This window comes from Empedobacter sp. UBA5924 (assembly GCF_002431085.1).
Taxonomy (GTDB): Bacteria; Bacteroidota; Bacteroidia; order Flavobacteriales; family Weeksellaceae; genus Empedobacter; species Empedobacter falsenii_B.
On the sequence record NZ_DJDM01000006.1, the window covers coordinates 1 to 19991 of the forward strand.

The following is a 19991-nucleotide window of genomic DNA, read 5'->3' on the forward strand; positions in this document are numbered from 1 at the left end:
AAGTAGTTTAAGGAGAGACTATTTAAAGATAGAGCTTGGCAAGATCAAAGTTTTAGTAACGATACAAAATTTGTTTATACAGGACAATCCGCTCGCTATTATCGTGTTGGAATTCGATACAATTTCGGAAAATCATTCACAATAGAACAATCAAAAAGTAGTTCGGAAAAAGGAAGATTGTAAATTGTTAAAAATAAACCCCAATATTGATTTAAAATATTGGGGTTTATTTTTTTATTTGATATAAATGACTTTACTTCTTTTCCATTTTATAGAACAATAAAATAACGAAACTAATCGCAAACGAAACGCCCATTGCAAGTGCCGAAGCTTTCATTCCGCCAGAATATTCAATCAATAATCCATAAATAACTAAACCTAAAAATAAGGCAAATTTTTCGAAAACATCGTAAAAGCTAAAATAGGTTGTAGTATCTTCTGTTTCTGGTAATAATTTGGCGTATGTAGAACGTGATAAAGCTTGCAAACCTCCCATTACAAGACCAACCATTGCAGCCATTACGTAAAATTGAGTTTTTACATTAGGATCATTTTTATTAATCAAATAACCAATAATACATGTAATAATCCAGATAAAAATCCCGATTAATAAGGTTTTCTTATTTCCTATTTTTCCTGATAGAAAAGAGAATAACCATGCACCTAAAACAGCTTCAATTTGAATTAATAAAATGGTCATAATCAATTCTGAAGATTCCATTCCTATTTCTGAACTTCCAAACATTGCCGCCATCAAAAAGATAGTTTGCATTGCTAAACTGTAAAAGAAAAATCCAGCCAAAAAAACACGAATATTTTTGTATTGATTAAGATCTTTGAAGGTATGTTTTAAATTTCTAAAACTCGATTTGATGATATCTTTTGGAATTTCGCGATCATATTTGTGGTTTGGTAATTTACTTAATGCAATTTGTCCAAATCCTAACCACCAAATTCCTGTTAATAAGAAACTTATTCGAGTAAACATTGCTTGTTGTTCTTCTGGGGCGAATTGTATCATTGCCAAACAAATCGTCAATAAAATGACAGAACCAATATAACCAAACATATAACCTTGCGCCGAAACTTTGTCCATTTTTTCGTCTGAGACAATTTCTGGTAAATAGGCGTTGTAAAAAACTAAACTTCCCCAAAAACCTATGCTTGCAGTGATATTGAGTAATAAAGCTAACCAAACTAAATCGCTTGATGTAAAGAAAAACATTCCGATGCATGAGAAAGATCCTAAATAGCAAAAAAAGCGAAGAAATTTTATTTTATTTCCGATTAAATCTGCAATTGAAGATAAAACAGGAGACAAAACAATCACAAAAAAGAAAGCAATTGCCAATGAAAAATTGAATGCGGACTCTGGTAATAATCCTAAAAATTTAATTGGGTGATCGTTCGCATCATAGGTCATTAAAGTGTAATAAACCGGAAAAATAGCAGAGGCAATAACTAAAGAATGAACAGAATTTGCCCAGTCGTAAGAAATCCAAGCTCGTATTAGTTTGGGATTATCTTTTGTATTCATAAATTTTTTATAGTAATGTTGGTTAAACTTAAGAATAATTTATCAAAAATAATGTTTCGTAAAAATTAATTGTTCAATCTTCTATTCTTTCAGTTCAAATTTGGTCAGTTTATTGTCTTTGTAACAATAAAACTCATAACTATCTTCTCCAATTCTGAATACTTTTTCGAGATGGATTTTATCGTAATTAGGTAAAATTTCATTGTATTTCTTTAATAAATTTTTAGGTAATTCATTCGGTTGAATTGGACGTTCAATCTCAAATTCACCATCTAACGAATATTCCATCACAAAATCGCTGTTTCGCCATTTTAAAGTGGTTTCATTTTCGTCACCTTTACTTGTTGTTGTAAGTTGAACTTTATCTTCTTGAATGATTTTTTGGGAACTTGTATAAAAAAGTGTAATTCCAGAAATAACCATCGCTGCATAGCCAACTTTTCTGAAAATAAAATCGCTAAAATAAGGTAAAATATATTTGACCGTATAAGAAGAAATAATTGAGGCAATTGCAATCGTCAATCCAAGTAATAATGCGTTCTTTGAGTATAAAGCAAGAACAATATAAATGATTAATTTTATGATATGAAGTATAATTTCGTTGGCAGCTCGCGTTGCAATAATTTCTTCTTTTGTTAATCCATATTTTAAATAAAATCTATTGAATAATAAACCTATTGCTCCTGTTATTCCAGAAACGAATCCAGCTAAAAAACCAACAATGGCCAAAATATATTTTGGTGAAGGTTTTTCTTCATTGTCTTGTTGTTTTTTGTTTAGAAATAATTGTGGAACATTTGAAATCAATAATACAGCTACAATAATTTGTAAATAAATTGGGTTGATAAATTTGATTAAATAAGCGCCCATTAAAACTGCTGGAATCGAAAATGGCACGAACCAAAAGAAGATTTTCCAATGTACAGATTTTCTGAAAGCCGCTATTCGAGAGGCAGAACTTGTAAATGTTCCGATTGTTAACGAAAAAGGGACTAACGAAGTTGGAATAATAAGATTGAGGATTGGAATTAAGATTAAACTTGCGCCACCGCCACAAATTGCACTTATCCAAAATGCTAAAATAGCTCCAATAAATAGGAGAAAAATAGTAAAAATCATGACCAGAAATTTTATTCTGTTACAAAATTAGGACGATGATTTTAGAAATTAATGCTTAAAGACTTATCTTAAGTAAAACTTAAGAATAAGTAAATCTTAATTGAAAAAGATGATTTTTCGGATAAATTGTTTGCGAAATCTGTTGAAAATTATTTTTTAATAAGGCTTTAGACGAGGCGATATTTTCTTTTTTCACCCAAGCTTCAATCAGCATATATTTTCTCGATTTCAACTCTTTCGAAATCAGATTGATGATTCGTGTTGCGTAACCTCTGTTCCAAAATTGTTCATCAATCGAATAGCCAATAATCGCTTTGTCGTGAACAGGTTGAAACATCACAGTACCAATCAAGGTTTCAGAAGATTTTTCGATAACAGCAAAACGAAATTCATATCCAGAATTCTTTTTTTCTTTATCTCTTTCCAGCATTTTGTACGAATCTTCGATTGTTTTCATTGGAGCGGTTTCGCGGTATTTCATGGCTTTTGCATTCGAATAAATTTCGAAAAGTCGTGCTACATCAGTGTCCAAAAGTTCTCTGAAATAAATTAATTCGTCTTCCATATTTTGGTTTTAAGAATTTGCTTGACGTTCTAATTTTTCAATCAGTAATGCTTTTGCGTTTGTAAGTGCATAATCTTTAGCTTCTGCAAATGAAACGTTATATTTTCGTTTGAGTGATTGAATATCTTTTGGTAAATCGTTTAAAAGTTTATCATAATAAACATCTAACATTTCAGAAGTTGGCATTTTGAAATCAATTTTTAATTGAAATCTTCTCAACAATGCAACATCAATAATATGTGGATGATTTGTTGCGGCTATCAACAACGAATTTTGTGGCAAATAATCAATTAATTGAATTACTGTGTTCACTAAACGACGCATTTCGCCAACATCTTTGTCATCATTTCCACGCGCTTTTCCGATTTGGTCAAACTCATCCAAAAATAGAATTGCTTTTTCACGAGCAGCTTTATCAAAAAGCATTCGAATATTTTGCGAAGTTTCACCAATTCTTGATGAAACAATATTACTTAAATTCAAAATCAATATTGGTTTTCCGATTTCATTTGCAATTGCTTTTGCAGTTGTTGTTTTTCCACAACCTGAAAATCCATGCAACAAAATTTTATTATTGACAGGTAAATTATATTTACTCAATTCCTCTATATATCTATGTTCTTTGATAAGTTGTTTTACTTGAGCAAGATTTTGATCATCTAAAAAAACATCATTCAAAGAAATTTCTTCCTTATCGTCAACAATTAAATCGTAAATATTCATATCAATTTTACTTCAAGACTCAAAAATAAACTATTTTAATCCGAAAGCCGATTTTTAGCACAAAAAAAGCTTCAGATTTCTGAAGCTAAAATTTTAAACCGTCATATGAGAACTGATTGCAATTCTATTCCAAGCATTAATCGTGGTAATTGCAATAATGATAATCGCAATATAATTTTCAGAAAAAAGTGTTAATGCTTTTTGATAAGTTTCTTCTGATAAACCATGTTGACTAATATTTGTAATTTCTTCTGTCATCTCCAATATCACACGCTCTTCTTCTGTAAAAAGTGTCGTTTCTCGCCACGCATTCAACAAAAAAATACGTTGATTTGTTTCGCCTAATTTCATCGCGTCTTTGGTGTGCATATTAATACAAAAAGCACAACCATTGATTTGTGAAGCTTTGATTTTAATAAGTTCTAAATGTAATTTATCTAATTCAGAATTTGCTAAATAATTCTCTAGACCATACATTGCTTCGTAAGCTTTTGGTTCTAATTTTTGAATGTTTAATCGTGATTTCATTTCTTAATTTTTTACAAAGTTCGTTGATTATTTATTCAATAAAATTAAACTGGTTTAAGAAAACTCTTTCTTTCGGATTTCGCTTAAATATTCGGGTGTGAAACCTAAATAAGAAGCTAATAAATATTGCGGAACACGTTGTAAAAACTCAGGAAAATTTTTCTTGAAGTGAAGATAAAACTCCTCTTTCGAAAACTCTTTCAAATATTTGGAACGCATTTGAGCAGCAGCATTTGCTTTTTGATAAATTTGTTTGAAATACGAATTGAAAATAGGATGTTTTTCGCATAAAATTTCTTCGTTCGTTTTACTCATTTTCATAATAATTGCATTTTCTACAGCTTGAATATAAAACTCAGAACTTTGTTGATTAATGTAAGAAAACAAATCTGTCAACCACCAATTTTCGATAGCAAAATCAATGGTTTGTTCTACACCTTTTTCATTGATGAAAAATAATCGAATACATCCAGAAATAATAAAATAATTGTACGTACAAACTGTTCCAGCTTTATGAATCATTTCTTTTTTCTTCACCGAAAATTTCTCAAAATATTGGACTGAATCGTGAAATTCTTCTTCAGAAATTGAAGTGAAAATTTGAATATGTTTCTTTAACTGACCGAAAGAATTTTCCATTTTATAAGCTTAATATATTTCTCTTTAAAATTAATGATTAGTTTCCGAAAGGACTTAATTTAGTTTAAAATTAATCAGGTTTATAGTCAGAATTTGGAGTGCAATTTACTTGAAATGAATCGTCGAAAGAACATAAAAATAATCTATAAAGATTTGACATTTTTTTTTACTTTTACGAACCAAAAAATAACAATAATATGGCTTCAGGAATATTTGCAATTTTAGATGATATTGCAGCATTGATGGATGATGTAGCGGTTACAAGTAAAGTAGCAGCGAGTAAAACAGCAGGGATTTTAGGAGATGATTTGGCTGTAAATGCTGAGAAAGCAACGGGATTTTTATCTTCGCGCGAAATACCAGTTTTATGGGCAATAACAAAAGGCTCTTTTATCAATAAATTGATCATTGTTCCAATTGTTTTGACACTAAATCATTATATGCCAGAAGTGATAAAATATGTTTTGATTTTGGGAGGTTTTTATTTAGCTTTTGAAGGTGTAGAGAAAATAATCGAGTTTATTTTTCACCGTCCAAAAAAAGGTTCAGAAGTTATTCATGAAGATAAAGTAGAAGATAAGAAGCAAGTTTCGGAAAAATCAAAAGTGAAATCTGCGATTATTACGGACTTTATCCTTTCGATAGAAATTGTGATTATTGCATTGAGTACAGTTTTGGAACAACCAATGTTGACACAAGTTTTTACAGTTTCGTTTATTGCAATTTTAGCAACCATTGGTGTTTACGGGATTGTAACCTTAATTGTTCGTATGGATGATGCAGGTTTTAAACTGATAAAAGCATCACACGACAAAGGAGCTGTTTCTAAATTAGGACATTTTTTGGTTGATGCATTACCATATGTGATCAAAATTTTAGGATTTGTAGGGACTGTTGCGCTTTTATTGGTTTCAGGCGGGATATTTGTTCATAACATCGATTATATTCATCATCATTTACCTACAGCAATTCCAATGATGATTAGCGAAGCTTTGATTGCTTTGATTGCAGGATTATTGGTTGTGGTACTTGTCACAATAGTTAAGAAAATAATAGGTTTAGCTAAAGGTTAGGAGATAGAATAGATTTCGAAAAGAATTGTTAACTATTTCGTATCTTTGAATAAAGATTTACAAATGGCAGATTATATCAGAATTCATCCAGAAAATCCACAAGAAAAAGCGATTGATCAAGTGGTTAAGATTTTACAAAATGGAGGTTTAATTATTTATCCTTCCGATACTGTGTATGGATTAGGATGTGATATTACGAATATTAAAGCAATGGAGAAACTTGCTCGATTGAAAGGTGTTAAACTTGAAAAATCTCATTTTTCTATTGTTTGTAATGATTTAAGCCATTTGTCACAATATACTTTACCAATTGATAACAGTACGTTCAAAATTTTGAAACGCGCTTTACCAGGTCCTTTTACATTTGTCATGAATGCATCGCGCAATTTACCTGTTGCTTACAAAGGTAAAAAAACGGTTGGTATTCGTGTTCCAGATCATGCTGTTCCGCAAATGATTGTCGAAAAATTAGGAAATCCTATTGCTTCAACTTCTATTTATGATGAAGATGAAATTGTAGAATATACAACAGATCCTGAATTGATTTTTGAAAAATGGGAGAAGCTTGTAGATGCTGTCATTGATAGTGGTTATGGAGATAATATTGCGTCTACTGTTGTTGATATGACGGATGGAGTAGAGGTTTTACGTGAAGGTAAGGGTGATATTGAAGATTATTTATAGGATTCAACATTAATTATATAAAACCAAAAAAGGATTTCAATTGAAATCCTTTTTCTATACTAACTAATTGATAAAATTATTTATCAATCGAACCCATTACGCGTTGCATAAAAGTATTGGCAGCAGTACGCTCGTCCAATCCTTCTTCTTCCATCATTTGCTTCATTTCCATAGCTCCACAAATGTTAGAAATCATTTCTCCAATTACTTCTTGTTCTGGCTCCTTTACAGCTGGAGAATCAGCATAAACTTCCAAAACTTCTAAAGCTGTTTCCATTGCTTCAATAGAAACGTTTTTTGCTAAATTCTTAAATACCGGCAACTTCATTGATCAATTCTTTTACAGCATCAATTTTAGACGCAGTTACTTGTCCTACATTTTCTCCTCCTTTGAAAACCGCGAAAGTTGGTAAATTTGGAACTTCAGCTAATTTTCTTGATTCTACTAATTTTTCAGCATCAACATATAAAAACTCAGCTTGACCTTCATATTCAGCCGCTAATTTTTTGAATTTTGGTTTTACTAAACGGCAGTTTCCACACCATCCAGCACCATATTGTACAATTACTATATTGTTATCAGCAACTACTTGTGCTAAGTTATCTTGTTCTAATTCTGCAAACATTTTATTAATTTTTATAAGTTAAAAATTGGGTATAAAAAAGGCTGTCTAAGTGTTGAGCTTAGTGATTTTTATTGAAAATGAATTCGTTAAAATCTCCTGTCAAATTTTTTAGACAGCCTCTTCGTGAATTTTGAAAATCAAAAGATTTTCAAGTTATTTTTAGTGAGAAGCTAAGTAAGAAGCTACACCATCTTTAGTAGCGTTCATAGCATCTTTTCCTTCTTCCCAGTTTGCTGGACAAACTTCACCATATTTCTCAACGTGTAAAATTGCATCTAATAAACGTACATACTCATCGATGTTACGTCCTAATGGTAAATCGTTGATTGTTTCGTGACGAACAACACCATTTTTGTCGATGATGAAAGTACCACGGTAAGCAACTGGAGCTCCTTCAAATTTTAAAGAATCATTTTCTTCATTGTAAACATACTCACCAGCTAAAACTCCGTAATCCATAGCGATAGTTTTTGCTAAGTCAGCAACGATTGGGTAAGTAACACCTTCGATACCTCCGTTATCTTTTGCAGTGTTTAACCACGCTAAGTGAGTTTCTTCTGAATCACAAGAAGCAGCGATTACAACAGCATCTCTTTTTTCGAATTCAGCTAATTTAGCTTGGAATGCGTGTAATTCTGTTGGACAAACAAATGTAAAATCTTTTGGGTAGAAGAATAAAACGATGTTTTTCTCTCCGATTGGCATTGAAAAGTTTTCTACGATTTCGTCTCCATCAATTACTGCTGGCGCTGTGAATAAAGGCGCTTTTTTTCCTACTAATGACATAATTTTAATTTTTTATATTTTGTTTTTTACTTCTCGATGTGATAAAACTTGTAATAGTTTTTATCTCTTTTACTGATACAAATTTAGACTGATATTTTAAACTGTCCATATATTTTCAATTTCAAATATAGATTATACTATAAATTATATTTATGATATATGATTAATAATAATTATTGAGTTAATATTCTATTGAAATTCAATACAACAGCCTTTTTATCTTATTTATACGCTAATTTACGAAGATTATTTACCCTAAAGAATGATATTCATTATGTTGATGATTATTTAAAATGAATTAAATTTTATTTAAAAACGACTGTGATAATTATGATTTAATGATAAGTTCACAAGGCATAGAGAAAGATTAAGATATTAAAACGAAAAAGGTTAGTGAATTCACTAACCTTTTTCGTTTTATATTTTTTTAATTTTTCTTTCGATATAGGTATTAAAATTTTTTCCATCCATTGAAATTTCAAAAGCTGTGTTAACTTCATTATTTTCGAGTAGCGAGTAAATCAATCTAAATATGGGTTGATTGGGTTTTGTTTCACTCAGAAATGTAATCTTTTTTTCGGGATAAGTAATCGAATAATTGATAATATGACCTTCGTTATCAAAATAAATAGCTTTCGATAAATTTTTATTTTCATCTAAATAAACAACCAGTAAATCATCATATACTGTCATTTTTTTAGAATCTCGTGAAGGATATTCAGAATGACTTTTTCGGACAATAATATTGTTATTTAATTGATGACCAAAAGAAAAAGTTCCTTTTCCTTCGCCAGGTTTTCCAATACCAATTCCTCCCCAATTTCCAATTAACCAACCCCAGTTATTATTCGTTTGTGCGAATGCACAATTAGTAATATTTAGAAATAAAGTTTGGGTAATTAATCTTTTATAAATAATTTATATATCGTGTGTTATTTGTATTGCATAAAACAAACTTCGATTATTTCATCTTCATAATTACAGTTGCTAATTTCAACCGGAATATTATTAACACCAGATTTAACAGTTTATATAGCTGAATTTTTTGTGTAAATTTTTGAAGAATTCTTAAACTTAAATTAAAAAATACCTTTTTCATTCATCATTCCTCGATTGTTGATAGTAACTATATATTTACAATCACTCAATGTGTTATTTCAATTTGTTACATCTATTATAAAAGAACAAGAATAGTGTTTAATGTCATCATCTTGCCACAAACAAGATTGAAAACTTTTTAATTAAACGAAAAAACTAAATTTTATATACCTCATTAACATTGATTTGAGTTGTAAATAAACCGTAATTTACAAAAACAATTTCTTTTTTTATCTTATCAATTGTTCCAACACTAGACGAACCATGAATTTTGACACGATCACCAACTTTCAACGCATCAATTTTTTTCTGAGTAGCTGCTTTTTCTTTCTTTTCGATGACTTCTTTTTGTTGAGAAATTGTTTCTGAATTTTCTTTTAACTCGCGTTTAACTTCTTTCTCTACAATCTTTTCAATTTTCTTTAATCGTTGAACTTCTTTCGTTTTTTTCGAGTTTTCCATTTCAATTAATTTCAAGAAATTCGAAATCATTTGCTTTTTATTTTTCGTTTTCAAGTAAGAATCCGCCATGTCTGAAATACGTTCTCCAAGTTTCAAACGTTTTTGCTCGCGATCATATAATTGCTGAAAATCATATAGTTTTTGCTGAATTTTTTCATTCGTTTGCTCTAATTTTTCGTTGTGCTCAAGATTTGTTTCGCGCAACTCTTCAACATGATCTTTTGTTTTCTGAATTTCAAATTTTTCTTGTTGAAGTTTTAAAATAGTTTTATCCAAACTCACTTTTTCACGTTCAACTTTTTTCTTCGCACGATTAATCAAACGAAACGGAATTTTATTTTTCTCAGCAACCTCAAATGTAAATGAACTTCCGGCTTGTCCAATTTCCAAACGATAAAGTGGTTCCAATGTTTTTTTATCAAACAACATACAAGCATTTATCGCTTCTGGCAAACTTTCTGCGCTCAATTTGATATTTGTATAATGCGTCGTAAAAACACCGAAAGAATTACGTTCATAAAATTCTTCAAAGAAAACTTCGGCCAAAGCTCCACCCAATTCTGGATCAGAACCTGTCCCAAATTCATCAACTAACAATAATGTTTTATCGTCTGCATTCTTCAAGAAATAGGACATTTGTTTTAGACGATAACTGTATGTTGATAAATGATTTTCAATGGATTGATTATCTCCAATATCTGTGAAAATTTGATTAAAAAATCCAAATTGACTTTGATCTTTTACAGGAACTAAAACACCACTCTGAATCATAATTTGAAGTAAACCAATTGTTTTTAACGTAATTGATTTTCCTCCAGCATTTGGACCAGAAATAATGATAATTCGACAATCTTCGTTAATTTCTAAACTCTGCGGAATCGTTTTTTGAGCTTTTCTTTTATTGTTTAAAAATAAAACAGGATGATAAGCATCGACTAATTTGATAATTCGATTCTCAGAAAGTTGAGGTAAAATTCCATTAATCAAAAAAGCATAATTTGCTTTCGCTTGTGTAAAATCGATGTATTCTAAAAACGTTTGATATTCTTCAAGATTTGGTTTGTATTCTGCAATTTGAGCAGTTAAATCTAATAAAATCTGAATAACCAAATGTTTTTCTTCTTCTTTTAATTCTTCCCATTCACGACGAGGATTTTGTACACTTTCTGGCTCAATAAACGTAATCGATCCAGTTTTAGAAGTACCTAAAAATTGCCCTTTCACACGTTTTCTCAAAGCAGATTTAACGGCCAAAACGCGACGATTTCCAACAACAGATTCACGAATGTCATCCAAATAATCCGAATGATAAGACATCGATTTATTGAATAATTCGGTAATTCGTCCATTCAAATGACGCAAACGATCGCGTACAATTTTCAGTTCAGGACTTGCGTCGTCCTTGATTTCTCCAAATTTATTGAATACTTGATCGATTAATTTTATGATATTTTTTTCGTAAGTAATCGTTGAAGCTTTCTCAAACAAAACAGGTGCATATTCGTTGAAAGCTGTCAAATATTTCAAGATTTCTTTCACTTGAAGCGTATTTGCCTTGATTTTGAAGAATTCTTCTGCAGGCAAATAATAATTCTCAATTTCTAATCGGTTTAGATTTTCATCTAAAATATAATATTCTGAAAACGGAAAACGATTTCCCGTCTCGAAACTTGTTAAATATTCGTTTGTCGTTTGTAGATCTTGTACCAAAAGTTGGTGATCCTGATAAGGTTTTAAGTTAAAAATAAGTGCCTCAACCTTTTCTGTATAAGCAAATTCTGCGATTTCTTTTTGAACCGCATTAAATTCTAAATCTTTTAAAGTTTGTTCTGATATTTGCATTAACGCAAAATTACGGATAAAATTTCGACAAATTCAAAATCATGAAATACTTTGAAATCCGTGATTTTTTATGACCGATCAAAGTGAATGACATTAATTTTGACCTTATTAATATATGTCATTTGATCTGTGTTAGTATTTGCTTTGCTACTTCTGAAAACTGATTTTTTAGTTTCATTTGGTTTTAAATCAATAGTTAAAGTTTCGGAATTGATTGTCGGATTTGGATTTTTAAATTCAAAAGTTAATTTAACTTTTACTGAAAAATCCTTGTTTTTATTCTTCACTTCAGTGCTTATGTTGTATGTTCGGTCTGCATTATATATCATATCTGTATTCAAAACTTTTATATTATTTTCAATTTTCCGGCCTAAATCATAAGGATCATCATCAGCAAAATCTATACAAGAATTTAGTATAAAAAAGGGAATTAGGTAAAGAAACTTTTTCATAGAGGTTAAAATTGGTTAATTTTGTTTCTGTATAAATATATGAAAATGGATGTGAAATTAGATGCTTCTTGGAAAGAAGTTTTAAAGAATGAATTTGAAAAAGATTACTTTAAAATATTGACAGATTTTGTACGAAATGAGTATGAAACAAAAACAATATATCCTCCCGCATCCAAAATATTTTCTGCATTAGATTATACGCCTTTTGATGATGTTAAAGTGGTTTTGATTGGTCAAGATCCTTATCATGGGATTGGACAAGCAAATGGTTTGTCTTTTTCGGTTGTCGATGGAATTAAATTACCTCCAAGTTTGCAAAATATTTATAAAGAGTTGAATGATGATTTAGGAATAAGAATTTCTACTTCTGGAAATTTGGAAACATGGGCTAAACAAGGTGTATTATTATTAAATGCAACATTGACGGTTGAAGCTTCTAAGGCAGGTTCGCACCAGAAAAAAGGTTGGGAAATATTTACAGATGCTGTAATACAGAAGCTTTCTGATCAAAAAGAAAATTTAGTTTTTATACTTTGGGGAGCTTATGCTCAAAAAAAAGGAGCAAAAATTGACCGAAATAAGCATGTTGTTATAGAATCTGCTCATCCTTCTCCATTAGGAGCTTACAGAGGTTTTTGGGGAAGTAAACCTTTTTCGAAAACTAATAATTTTTTGAAAAGTAAGAATCTACAACCTATAAATTGGGAAATCAAAAGTAAATAATTTACATCGCCATAATTTTTTGTAAATAAGAATTAAAAGCTGTTGGGGTGTTTACGTTTATATACGGAACTTTTTCGGTTATTTTTTCTTTTAGAATAGTATAAGTAGCTACAAAAATGGTAACATTTGGAAGATTTTTCGTGATTGATTCGAGATAAATTTCAAGAGAAGTGGAATCATAATTTTTAGAGATATAAATAAAAATATGTGTTATTTGAGTATTTTCAATACATTCTAAAATAGAATTTAAACTCTGATTTTCCCCTAAATAAATTCCTTTTTCGTTATTAATTTTTAAAAGAAGATGAGTATAAATTAATTCTAAATCTTCATTTTCTTTTTCAGGTAAAAATAAAAGCCATTTACGAGAATTTTGATCTGAATATGGAATTGATTTAATCAAATAAAAAAGATGTTTTCTAATTAGGTTTTTAGAAAACGAAATAACCGATTCTTGAATAGTATACTTTTCCATAATGATAGACATTTTGCTTAAAAAAGGAAAAACAATATCTATACAACATTTTTCGATTCCAATTTTATTGAAACAAAGTGTAAGAATAGCGTCAAAGAAACGTGTATCATATGAAAAACAAGAACAGATTAATAACACAATAATTGGTTCATAACTTTTGTTTTTCTGGATATAATTTTGAATTTCAAATTCGGATAAAAGTTGTATTTCTGAAAGTGATTTTACACTTAAATTTTCTACTGTATATTTTTTGTTTGATTCAATTAAAAAAGAAATAATAATAACTTTTTTTAAGTGATCGTGGTTAAATAATGAATTTTTATCAATCTTATCCTCGTTAAACAATTTGAACTTTTTATCCCATAAAACAATCATTTGTTCATCTAGTCTTGACAGATCTGATAGATCTTTTAGAGAATAAGTATTCATAAGTAGAATTCTAAAATAGTTCTCTTTAAAGTTAATAATATATTGTAAATAAATCAATATAAATTATAGTGATTTATTAATAAAACATTAATATTTTATTGAATATGATAATTTTATCTGCACGAAAAACATTGAAATTTATGTTATCTTAGCAAGAGTCATAAAAAATCAAAATCACAAATAAATGTCACAAATTACTCAAGAAGAAAAGAAAGAAAAGTTTGTACATCCAATACAAGAAGTATACACTCCTAAAAACAAAGTACGTATTGTAACTGCTGCTGCTTTGTTTGATGGGCATGATGCGTCGATTAATATTATGCGTCGCATTATTCAAGCAACGGGTTGCGAGGTAATCCATTTAGGTCACGATAAATCGGTTGAAGATGTTGTAAATACTGCGATACAAGAAGATGCAAATGCAATTGCAATGACATCTTATCAAGGAGGTCACAACGAATATTTCAAATATATGTACGATTTGCTTCAAGAAAAAGGAGCGGGTCATATCCGCATCGTTGGAGGTGGAGGTGGAGTAATTTTACCGTCAGAAATTAAAGAGTTGATGGATTACGGAATTACACGTTTATACTCTCCTGATGATGGTCGCGAATTAGGTTTGCAAGGAATGATTAATGATATGGTGGAGAAAGCAGATTTTCCGACAGGGCCATTAGAATTGCCAGAAGGAAAAGATGTTTATCAATCATTAGAAGATAAAGATATCACGACGATTGCGCGACTAATTTCGTTGGCAGAAAATCGTGAAGAAGATTTTTTGAAGGCATTTGATTTCGATAAAGTAGCTGATAAATCTGCACCGGTTTTAGGAATTACGGGAACAGGAGGAGCAGGAAAATCGTCTATGGTAGATGAATTAGTGCGTCGTTTTTTGATTGATTTTCCAGAAAAATCAATTGCTTTGGTTTCTGTCGATCCATCAAAAAAGAAAACGGGTGGTGCTTTGTTAGGAGATCGTATTCGAATGAATTCTATCAACAATCCTCGTGTTTATATGCGTTCGCTGGCTACTCGTCAATCAAATTTAGCGTTATCGAAATATGTGGAGGAAGCGATTCAGGTGTTGAAAGCTGCGAAATATGATTTGATTATTTTAGAAACTTCTGGAATTGGTCAGTCAGATACCGAAATTTTAGATCATTCTGATGCTTCATTGTATATCATGACGCCAGAATTTGGTGCTGCAACGCAATTAGAGAAGATTGATATGTTAGATTTTGCTGACATTGTGGCGATTAATAAATTCGATAAACGTGGTGCGTTAGATGCCTTACGCGATGTAAAAAAACAATACCAACGTAATCATAATCTTTGGGATATAAATCCTGATGAAATGCCTGTTTTTGGAACAATTGCTTCACAATTTAACGATCCAGGAACCAATCAATTATACCAATCAATCATTGATAAAGTGGTTGAAAAAACAAATGCAGATTTGAAATCTTCTTTTCAAATTACAAAAGAAATGTCAGAGAAAATCTTTGTTATTCCACCATCAAGAACGCGTTATTTATCAGAGATTGCTGAAAATAATCGTGGATATGATGTTCGTGCAAATGCACAGAGAGATGTAGCTCAAAAACTATATGGTTTCTTTAAAACAATTGAAACACTTTCTGGAAAAAAGCCAACAATTTCTCAACACGGAATTGATATTTCTGGAACTGAAAATGCAGATTTAGTTAAAATTCTTTTAGCTGAATTTGATAAATTAAAAATGAATTTAGATCCTTTCAACTGGGAAGTAATCACGACTTGGGACGAAAAGGTAAACAAATATAAAAATCCAGTTTATACATTTAAAGTGCGTGATAAAGAAATTAAAATTCAGACACATTCTGAGTCTTTATCGCATTTACAAATCCCTAAAATTGCATTGCCAAAGTACGAAGCTTGGGGCGATATTTTACGTTGGGTTTTACAAGAAAACGTACCGGGTGAGTTTCCTTTTACTTCGGGATTATATCCATTTAAACGTGAAGGTGAGGATCCAACGCGTATGTTTGCGGGTGAAGGTGGACCAGAGCGTACCAATCGTCGTTTCCATTATGTATCGAAAGGAATGCCAGCAAAGCGTTTGTCTACAGCGTTTGATTCGGTAACTTTGTATGGAAATGATCCAGGTCATCGTCCTGATATTTACGGAAAAATTGGTAATGCTGGAGTTTCGATTTGTTGTTTAGATGATGCGAAGAAATTATATTCTGGTTTCGATTTATCACATCCAGCTACTTCGGTTTCTATGACGATTAACGGTCCTGCGCCTATGTTGTTAGGTTTCTTTATGAATGCCGCAATTGATCAAAATTGTGAAAAATACATCAAAGAAAATGGTTTAGAAACTGAAATTGAAGCAAAAATCAAAGCTATTTACGAAGACAAAGGTTTGGAAAGACCTCGTTATAATGGCGATTTACCAGAAGGAAATGATGGTTTGGGGTTAATGCTTTTGGGTGTAACTGGTGATCAGGTTTTACCTGCAGAAGTTTATGCTGAAATTAAGAAAAATACGTTAGCTCAGGTTCGTGGAACTGTTCAGGCAGATATTTTAAAAGAAGACCAAGCACAAAATACGTGTATTTTCTCAACAGAATTTGCGTTGCGTTTAATGGGCGATGTGCAAGAATATTTCATCAATCAAAATGTACGTAATTTTTATTCGGTTTCTATTTCGGGTTACCATATTGCTGAAGCAGGAGCGAATCCTATTACGCAGTTAGCGTTTACGTTAGCTAACGGATTTACGTATGTTGAGTATTATTTATCTCGCGGAATGGATATCAATGCGTTTGGGCCAAACTTATCGTTTTTCTTCTCCAATGGTATCGATCCAGAATATTCAGTAATTGGTCGTGTGGCGCGTAAAATTTGGGCAAAAGCCTTGAAAAATAAATACGGAGCTAACGAACGTGCACAAATGTTGAAATACCATATTCAAACTTCGGGTCGATCGTTACACGCGCAAGAAATTGATTTCAACGATATTCGTACGACGTTGCAAGCTTTATATGCGATTTACGACAACTGTAACTCGTTACATACCAATGCGTACGATGAAGCAATTACAACGCCAACAGAAGAATCGGTTCGCCGTGCAATGGCTATTCAGTTGATTATCAATAAAGAATTAGGTTTAGCGAAGAACGAAAATCCAATTCAAGGTTCATTTATAATTGAAGAATTAACGGATTTAGTAGAAGAAGCAGTTTTACAAGAATTTGATCGTATTACAGAACGTGGTGGCGTTTTAGGAGCGATGGAAACGATGTATCAACGTTCTAAAATTCAGGAAGAATCATTGTATTACGAAACATTGAAACACAACGGAACGTTCCCAATTATTGGTGTAAATACGTTCTTAAGTTCAAAAGGTTCGCCAACAGTGGTTCCTGCGGAGGTTATTCGTGCAACAGAAGAGGAAAAACAATTTCAAATTAAAACTAAAGAAAACTTGAATAAAATTAATGAACAACAAGCTGAAAGTGCATTAGAAACTGCACAACAAGCGGCTATTAACAATCAAAATATTTTTGAAGTGTTGATGGAAGCAACCAAAGTTTGTTCATTAGGACAAATCACTTCTGCCTTATTCGAAGTAGGCGGACAGTACCGTAGAAATATGTAATTTTTTTATTAATAATACTTTAACAGCCTCATCTTTTGATGGGGTTGTTTTCTTTTAAAAATACTTATAAACTAATATGAAAAAAAATGTAATTGTAGCTTTATTCACCTTGTTAGCAATGCCAAGTTTTGCACAAAAAGTTTTACATACCAATGAAAAAATGCTTGAAATAAAAGTAAATGGTAAAATATCAAGCAAATCTTGGGCTATTAATTCTAAAATTAAGCCAGATGTTTTTATGGCAGAAGTTTCAAATGAAAAGAGTGAAGTGATTTATTCTGATGGAAAGAATAATCTTTCTTTTGATTTAAAAAAAGGTGAAACGATTGATTTTTTAATCATTCAGAATAAGAAAGATACCGCTTATCAACGTATTATTGGAATTGCACCTAACGTAAATTTTACAAAAGATTATATCAATAAATATAAAGGAAAAACTGAAGTTGCGATTCCGGAAGTGAGTGAATTGGTCAATATTTTAATGGCTTTGCATCCCGATGCTGAGAAAGAAATTAATATGTTTGACACCAAAACAGAATATTATAAACAAGTAAAAGAGTACTTTAAGCCTTATTTGAATCATCCTGCGATAGATACGATTAAAAAATATATTACAGATTTACAGTATATTGAGGATTACAAAGGAAATATGTTTTCTAATACAAGTTATCGCTATTATTATGCCTTGAAAATGAATGCTTGTGCATATAATTTTGATAAAAACGGAGAGATTAAAAATAATGGAAACATAGGTCAAATGGCAAAAGGCTGGTATACGTTTGATCCGATGAAAGATGCAAAAGTGTTCCAAGATTTTGCAAAAGTGAGTAATTTTAGAGTATTCTATAAGAACAACCAACCGTATTATACAGAACTTTTGCAAAGGTATAATCAATTAAATCCAATTCAGAAAATGCAAAATTGGTTGGATAAAAAGTTCGGATTTGGTTATGGTTCATACGCAGTATATTTTTCGCCGTTAATTTATGGAGCGCATTCTACATCGCGTTTTGAGGATAACGGATTTACACAAACTATTATGTTCATTGCTCGTGCAGATTTTGATTCAAAATTGACTCCTACGCAAAATGAATTGTTAGAATCACGTGTTGTATTTACTGAAATCGATCATAATTATGTAAATCCTGTTTCTGATAAATATGTGAAACAAATCAATGAAGCATTGTCAAATCGTAAAAAGTGGGCGAAACCTACAATAACTGATATGTATGAATCACCTTACAAGGTTTTTAACGAATACATGACTTTTGCTGTTTATATATTATATGTTCATGATAATTATAGCAAAACAGATTTGGATAAATATTTGCCAGAATTGAATGGAATGATGAGTAATATGAGAGGTTTTGCGAAATTTACAGATTTTAATCAAGTAATGCTTGCAAAGTACAAAGAAAATCCATCAATTAATATGACTGATTTATATGAATATATGCTTGATTGGTGTAAAAAAGAGAATGAAATAGATTAGTTTTTTATACAAATAATAGATTTTTTTAATTTCAAACATGAAAAATTTCCTACTCAAAAAAGATATACAAATTTCTGCAAAACGATATTTTATCGATGCAATGGGCGCAATGGCTTATGGTTTATTTGCGACTTTATTGGTTGGTACAATTTTGAAAACTATTGGTGAAGAGTTAGATATTTCTTTTTTAACTGATATTGTTTGGCCAGTTGCGAATCAAGCGACAGGACCTGCGATAGCATTGGCTATTGCTTATAGTTTACGAGCACCTCAATTGGTGTTATTTTCGTCAGCAGTTATAGGAATTGCAGCATATCAATTAGGTGGACCTTTAGGTGTTTTTATAGCGACAATTGTAGCGGTTGAAGTGGGAAAAATGGTAGCAGGCGAAACACGTATAGATATTGTAATTACACCGATTATTACTGTTTTGGTTGGAGTAATCTTAGCACAAATCATTGGTCCTTCTGTTCAACAAATGATGAAATGGATTGGTGAAATAATTATATTTTCAACCGATTCTAATCCTTTGATAATGGGAGTTGTAATTGCTGTAATTGTCGGTATGGTTTTGACTTTACCAATTTCATCAGCTGCTTTGTGTCTAATGTTAGAATTAGACGGTTCAGCAGCTGGAGCTGCAACAATAGGTTGTTGTGCACAAATGATTGGATTTGCTACAATCAGTTTTAAGGATAATGGTTTGAAAGGTGTTTTAGCACAAGGATTAGGGACAAGTATGTTACAGGTTCCGAACATTTATAAAAATTGGAAAATTTGGATTCCACCAACTTTAGCTTCAGCGATTATAGGTCCAATTGCAATTATTTATTTCAATATGGAAAATACAGCTCTAGAATCGGGGATGGGTTCTTGTGGTTTGGTTGGACAAATAGGAACTTTCAATGCTATGAAATCTAAATATGATACTTCATATATTTTAACTTCAATATTAATTTTGCAAATCATTGCTCCAGCAATTATTTCATATTTAATTTACATTTTCATGAAAAAGAAAAACTGGATAAAAGATGGTGATATGAAGTTGAGGTAAATAAAAAATCGGTTGGATAATTCCAACCGATTTTTTAT

At 30.9% G+C, this 19991-nt stretch carries 19 protein-coding genes; 6 read left to right on the forward strand and 13 right to left on the reverse strand.

The window, feature by feature from the left end; translation table 11 throughout:
- Window positions 1-253 precede the first annotated feature (253 nt).
- The 6 genes from B3792_RS01160 to B3792_RS01185 form a co-directional block, all read right to left on the reverse strand.
- A complete protein-coding gene (locus B3792_RS01160; protein WP_280061172.1) occupies window positions 254-1537 on the reverse strand; it encodes an MFS transporter in 1284 nt (427 codons plus the stop codon).
- Window positions 1538-1618: 81 nt separating this feature from the next.
- Window positions 1619-2656 carry a sulfite exporter TauE/SafE family protein gene (locus B3792_RS01165; RefSeq protein ID WP_286495183.1) on the reverse strand — a complete coding sequence of 346 codons (1038 nt, stop codon included), beginning with the start codon at window positions 2654-2656 and terminating at the stop codon, window positions 1619-1621.
- Between the two features lie 79 nt (window positions 2657-2735).
- Window positions 2736-3221, reverse strand: a complete 486-nt coding sequence (locus B3792_RS01170; protein ID WP_286495182.1) for a GNAT family N-acetyltransferase — start codon at window positions 3219-3221, stop codon at window positions 2736-2738.
- 9 nt (window positions 3222-3230) lie between these two features.
- Window positions 3231-3944, reverse strand: coding sequence for an AAA family ATPase (locus tag B3792_RS01175; RefSeq protein WP_115000956.1), 714 nt, complete (start codon window positions 3942-3944; stop codon window positions 3231-3233).
- Window positions 3945-4037: 93 nt separating this feature from the next.
- Window positions 4038-4472 carry a carboxymuconolactone decarboxylase family protein gene (locus tag B3792_RS01180; RefSeq protein ID WP_286495181.1) on the reverse strand — a complete coding sequence of 145 codons (435 nt, stop codon included), beginning with the start codon at window positions 4470-4472 and terminating at the stop codon, window positions 4038-4040.
- Between the two features lie 54 nt (window positions 4473-4526).
- Window positions 4527-5111, reverse strand: a complete 585-nt coding sequence (locus B3792_RS01185; protein ID WP_286495180.1) for a Crp/Fnr family transcriptional regulator — start codon at window positions 5109-5111, stop codon at window positions 4527-4529.
- Window positions 5112-5308: 197 nt separating this feature from the next.
- Here B3792_RS01185 and B3792_RS01190 point away from each other — a divergent pair, with 197 nt between their 5' ends.
- Window positions 5309-6184: a DUF808 family protein gene (locus B3792_RS01190; protein WP_115000953.1), complete on the forward strand. Its 876-nt coding sequence runs from the start codon at window positions 5309-5311 to the stop codon at window positions 6182-6184.
- A gap of 63 nt (window positions 6185-6247) precedes the next feature.
- On the forward strand, window positions 6248-6868 hold the full coding sequence (locus B3792_RS01195; protein ID WP_219034359.1) for an L-threonylcarbamoyladenylate synthase: 621 nt from the start codon (window positions 6248-6250) through the stop codon (window positions 6866-6868).
- Window positions 6869-6944: 76 nt separating this feature from the next.
- Here B3792_RS01195 and B3792_RS01200 read toward each other — a convergent pair whose 3' ends face one another.
- The 6 genes from B3792_RS01200 to B3792_RS01225 form a co-directional block, all read right to left on the reverse strand.
- Window positions 6945-7196, reverse strand: a complete 252-nt coding sequence (locus B3792_RS01200; RefSeq protein WP_038336694.1) for a DUF6952 family protein — start codon at window positions 7194-7196, stop codon at window positions 6945-6947.
- Window positions 7177-7494, reverse strand: coding sequence for a thioredoxin family protein (locus B3792_RS01205; RefSeq protein WP_286495177.1), 318 nt, complete (start codon window positions 7492-7494; stop codon window positions 7177-7179). The genes B3792_RS01200 and B3792_RS01205 overlap by 20 nt, the downstream gene beginning before the upstream one ends.
- 159 nt (window positions 7495-7653) lie before the next feature.
- On the reverse strand, window positions 7654-8280 hold the full coding sequence (locus B3792_RS01210; RefSeq protein ID WP_038336698.1) for a peroxiredoxin: 627 nt from the start codon (window positions 8278-8280) through the stop codon (window positions 7654-7656).
- A gap of 417 nt (window positions 8281-8697) precedes the next feature.
- Entirely contained in the window at window positions 8698-8973 is a 276-nt protein-coding gene (locus B3792_RS01215; protein ID WP_291068650.1) for a hypothetical protein, read from the reverse strand.
- 561 nt (window positions 8974-9534) lie between these two features.
- Window positions 9535-11682: an endonuclease MutS2 gene (locus B3792_RS01220; protein ID WP_286495176.1), complete on the reverse strand. Its 2148-nt coding sequence runs from the start codon at window positions 11680-11682 to the stop codon at window positions 9535-9537.
- A gap of 68 nt (window positions 11683-11750) precedes the next feature.
- Window positions 11751-12134, reverse strand: coding sequence for a DUF5004 domain-containing protein (locus B3792_RS01225; protein WP_115000084.1), 384 nt, complete (start codon window positions 12132-12134; stop codon window positions 11751-11753).
- A gap of 45 nt (window positions 12135-12179) precedes the next feature.
- Between B3792_RS01225 and B3792_RS01230 the strand changes: the two genes are divergently transcribed.
- Window positions 12180-12857 carry a uracil-DNA glycosylase gene (locus tag B3792_RS01230; RefSeq protein WP_219034364.1) on the forward strand — a complete coding sequence of 226 codons (678 nt, stop codon included), beginning with the start codon at window positions 12180-12182 and terminating at the stop codon, window positions 12855-12857.
- Between the two features lies 1 nt (window position 12858).
- On the opposite strand, the gene B3792_RS01235 is transcribed toward B3792_RS01230, so the two are convergent.
- Window positions 12859-13761 carry a hypothetical protein gene (locus B3792_RS01235; RefSeq protein ID WP_280049674.1) on the reverse strand — a complete coding sequence of 301 codons (903 nt, stop codon included), beginning with the start codon at window positions 13759-13761 and terminating at the stop codon, window positions 12859-12861.
- 184 nt (window positions 13762-13945) lie between these two features.
- Between B3792_RS01235 and B3792_RS01240 the strand changes: the two genes are divergently transcribed.
- The 3 genes from B3792_RS01240 to B3792_RS01250 all read left to right on the forward strand — a co-directional run bounded on the left by B3792_RS01240 (window position 13946) and on the right by B3792_RS01250 (window position 19953).
- The gene (locus B3792_RS01240) at window positions 13946-17407 is read left to right on the forward strand and encodes a methylmalonyl-CoA mutase family protein (protein ID WP_291049238.1); all 3462 of its coding nucleotides are present in this window, start codon (window positions 13946-13948) and stop codon (window positions 17405-17407) included.
- Window positions 17408-17483: 76 nt separating this feature from the next.
- Window positions 17484-18899 carry a DUF4932 domain-containing protein gene (locus B3792_RS01245; RefSeq protein ID WP_291049241.1) on the forward strand — a complete coding sequence of 472 codons (1416 nt, stop codon included), beginning with the start codon at window positions 17484-17486 and terminating at the stop codon, window positions 18897-18899.
- 37 nt (window positions 18900-18936) lie between these two features.
- Entirely contained in the window at window positions 18937-19953 is a 1017-nt protein-coding gene (locus B3792_RS01250; protein ID WP_125350329.1) for a PTS transporter subunit IIC, read from the forward strand.
- Window positions 19954-19991: the final 38 nt, after the last annotated feature.

Coding starts and splice junctions, on each gene's coding strand:
- B3792_RS01160 (WP_280061172.1), bottom strand. CDS start 1,537: ATGAATACAAAAGATAATCCCAAACTAATACGAGCTTGGATTTCTTAC.
- B3792_RS01165 (WP_286495183.1), bottom strand. CDS start 2,656: ATGATTTTTACTATTTTTCTCCTATTTATTGGAGCTATTTTAGCATTT.
- B3792_RS01170 (WP_286495182.1), bottom strand. CDS start 3,221: ATGGAAGACGAATTAATTTATTTCAGAGAACTTTTGGACACTGATGTA.
- B3792_RS01175 (WP_115000956.1), bottom strand. CDS start 3,944: ATGAATATTTACGATTTAATTGTTGACGATAAGGAAGAAATTTCTTTG.
- B3792_RS01180 (WP_286495181.1), bottom strand. CDS start 4,472: ATGAAATCACGATTAAACATTCAAAAATTAGAACCAAAAGCTTACGAA.
- B3792_RS01185 (WP_286495180.1), bottom strand. CDS start 5,111: ATGGAAAATTCTTTCGGTCAGTTAAAGAAACATATTCAAATTTTCACT.
- B3792_RS01190 (WP_115000953.1), top strand. CDS start 5,309: ATGGCTTCAGGAATATTTGCAATTTTAGATGATATTGCAGCATTGATG.
- B3792_RS01195 (WP_219034359.1), top strand. CDS start 6,248: ATGGCAGATTATATCAGAATTCATCCAGAAAATCCACAAGAAAAAGCG.
- B3792_RS01200 (WP_038336694.1), bottom strand. CDS start 7,196: ATGAAGTTGCCGGTATTTAAGAATTTAGCAAAAAACGTTTCTATTGAA.
- B3792_RS01205 (WP_286495177.1), bottom strand. CDS start 7,494: ATGTTTGCAGAATTAGAACAAGATAACTTAGCACAAGTAGTTGCTGAT.
- B3792_RS01210 (WP_038336698.1), bottom strand. CDS start 8,280: ATGTCATTAGTAGGAAAAAAAGCGCCTTTATTCACAGCGCCAGCAGTA.
- B3792_RS01215 (WP_291068650.1), bottom strand. CDS start 8,973: ATGACAGTATATGATGATTTACTGGTTGTTTATTTAGATGAAAATAAA.
- B3792_RS01220 (WP_286495176.1), bottom strand. CDS start 11,682: ATGCAAATATCAGAACAAACTTTAAAAGATTTAGAATTTAATGCGGTT.
- B3792_RS01225 (WP_115000084.1), bottom strand. CDS start 12,134: ATGAAAAAGTTTCTTTACCTAATTCCCTTTTTTATACTAAATTCTTGT.
- B3792_RS01230 (WP_219034364.1), top strand. CDS start 12,180: ATGGATGTGAAATTAGATGCTTCTTGGAAAGAAGTTTTAAAGAATGAA.
- B3792_RS01235 (WP_280049674.1), bottom strand. CDS start 13,761: ATGAATACTTATTCTCTAAAAGATCTATCAGATCTGTCAAGACTAGAT.
- B3792_RS01240 (WP_291049238.1), top strand. CDS start 13,946: ATGTCACAAATTACTCAAGAAGAAAAGAAAGAAAAGTTTGTACATCCA.
- B3792_RS01245 (WP_291049241.1), top strand. CDS start 17,484: ATGAAAAAAAATGTAATTGTAGCTTTATTCACCTTGTTAGCAATGCCA.
- B3792_RS01250 (WP_125350329.1), top strand. CDS start 18,937: ATGAAAAATTTCCTACTCAAAAAAGATATACAAATTTCTGCAAAACGA.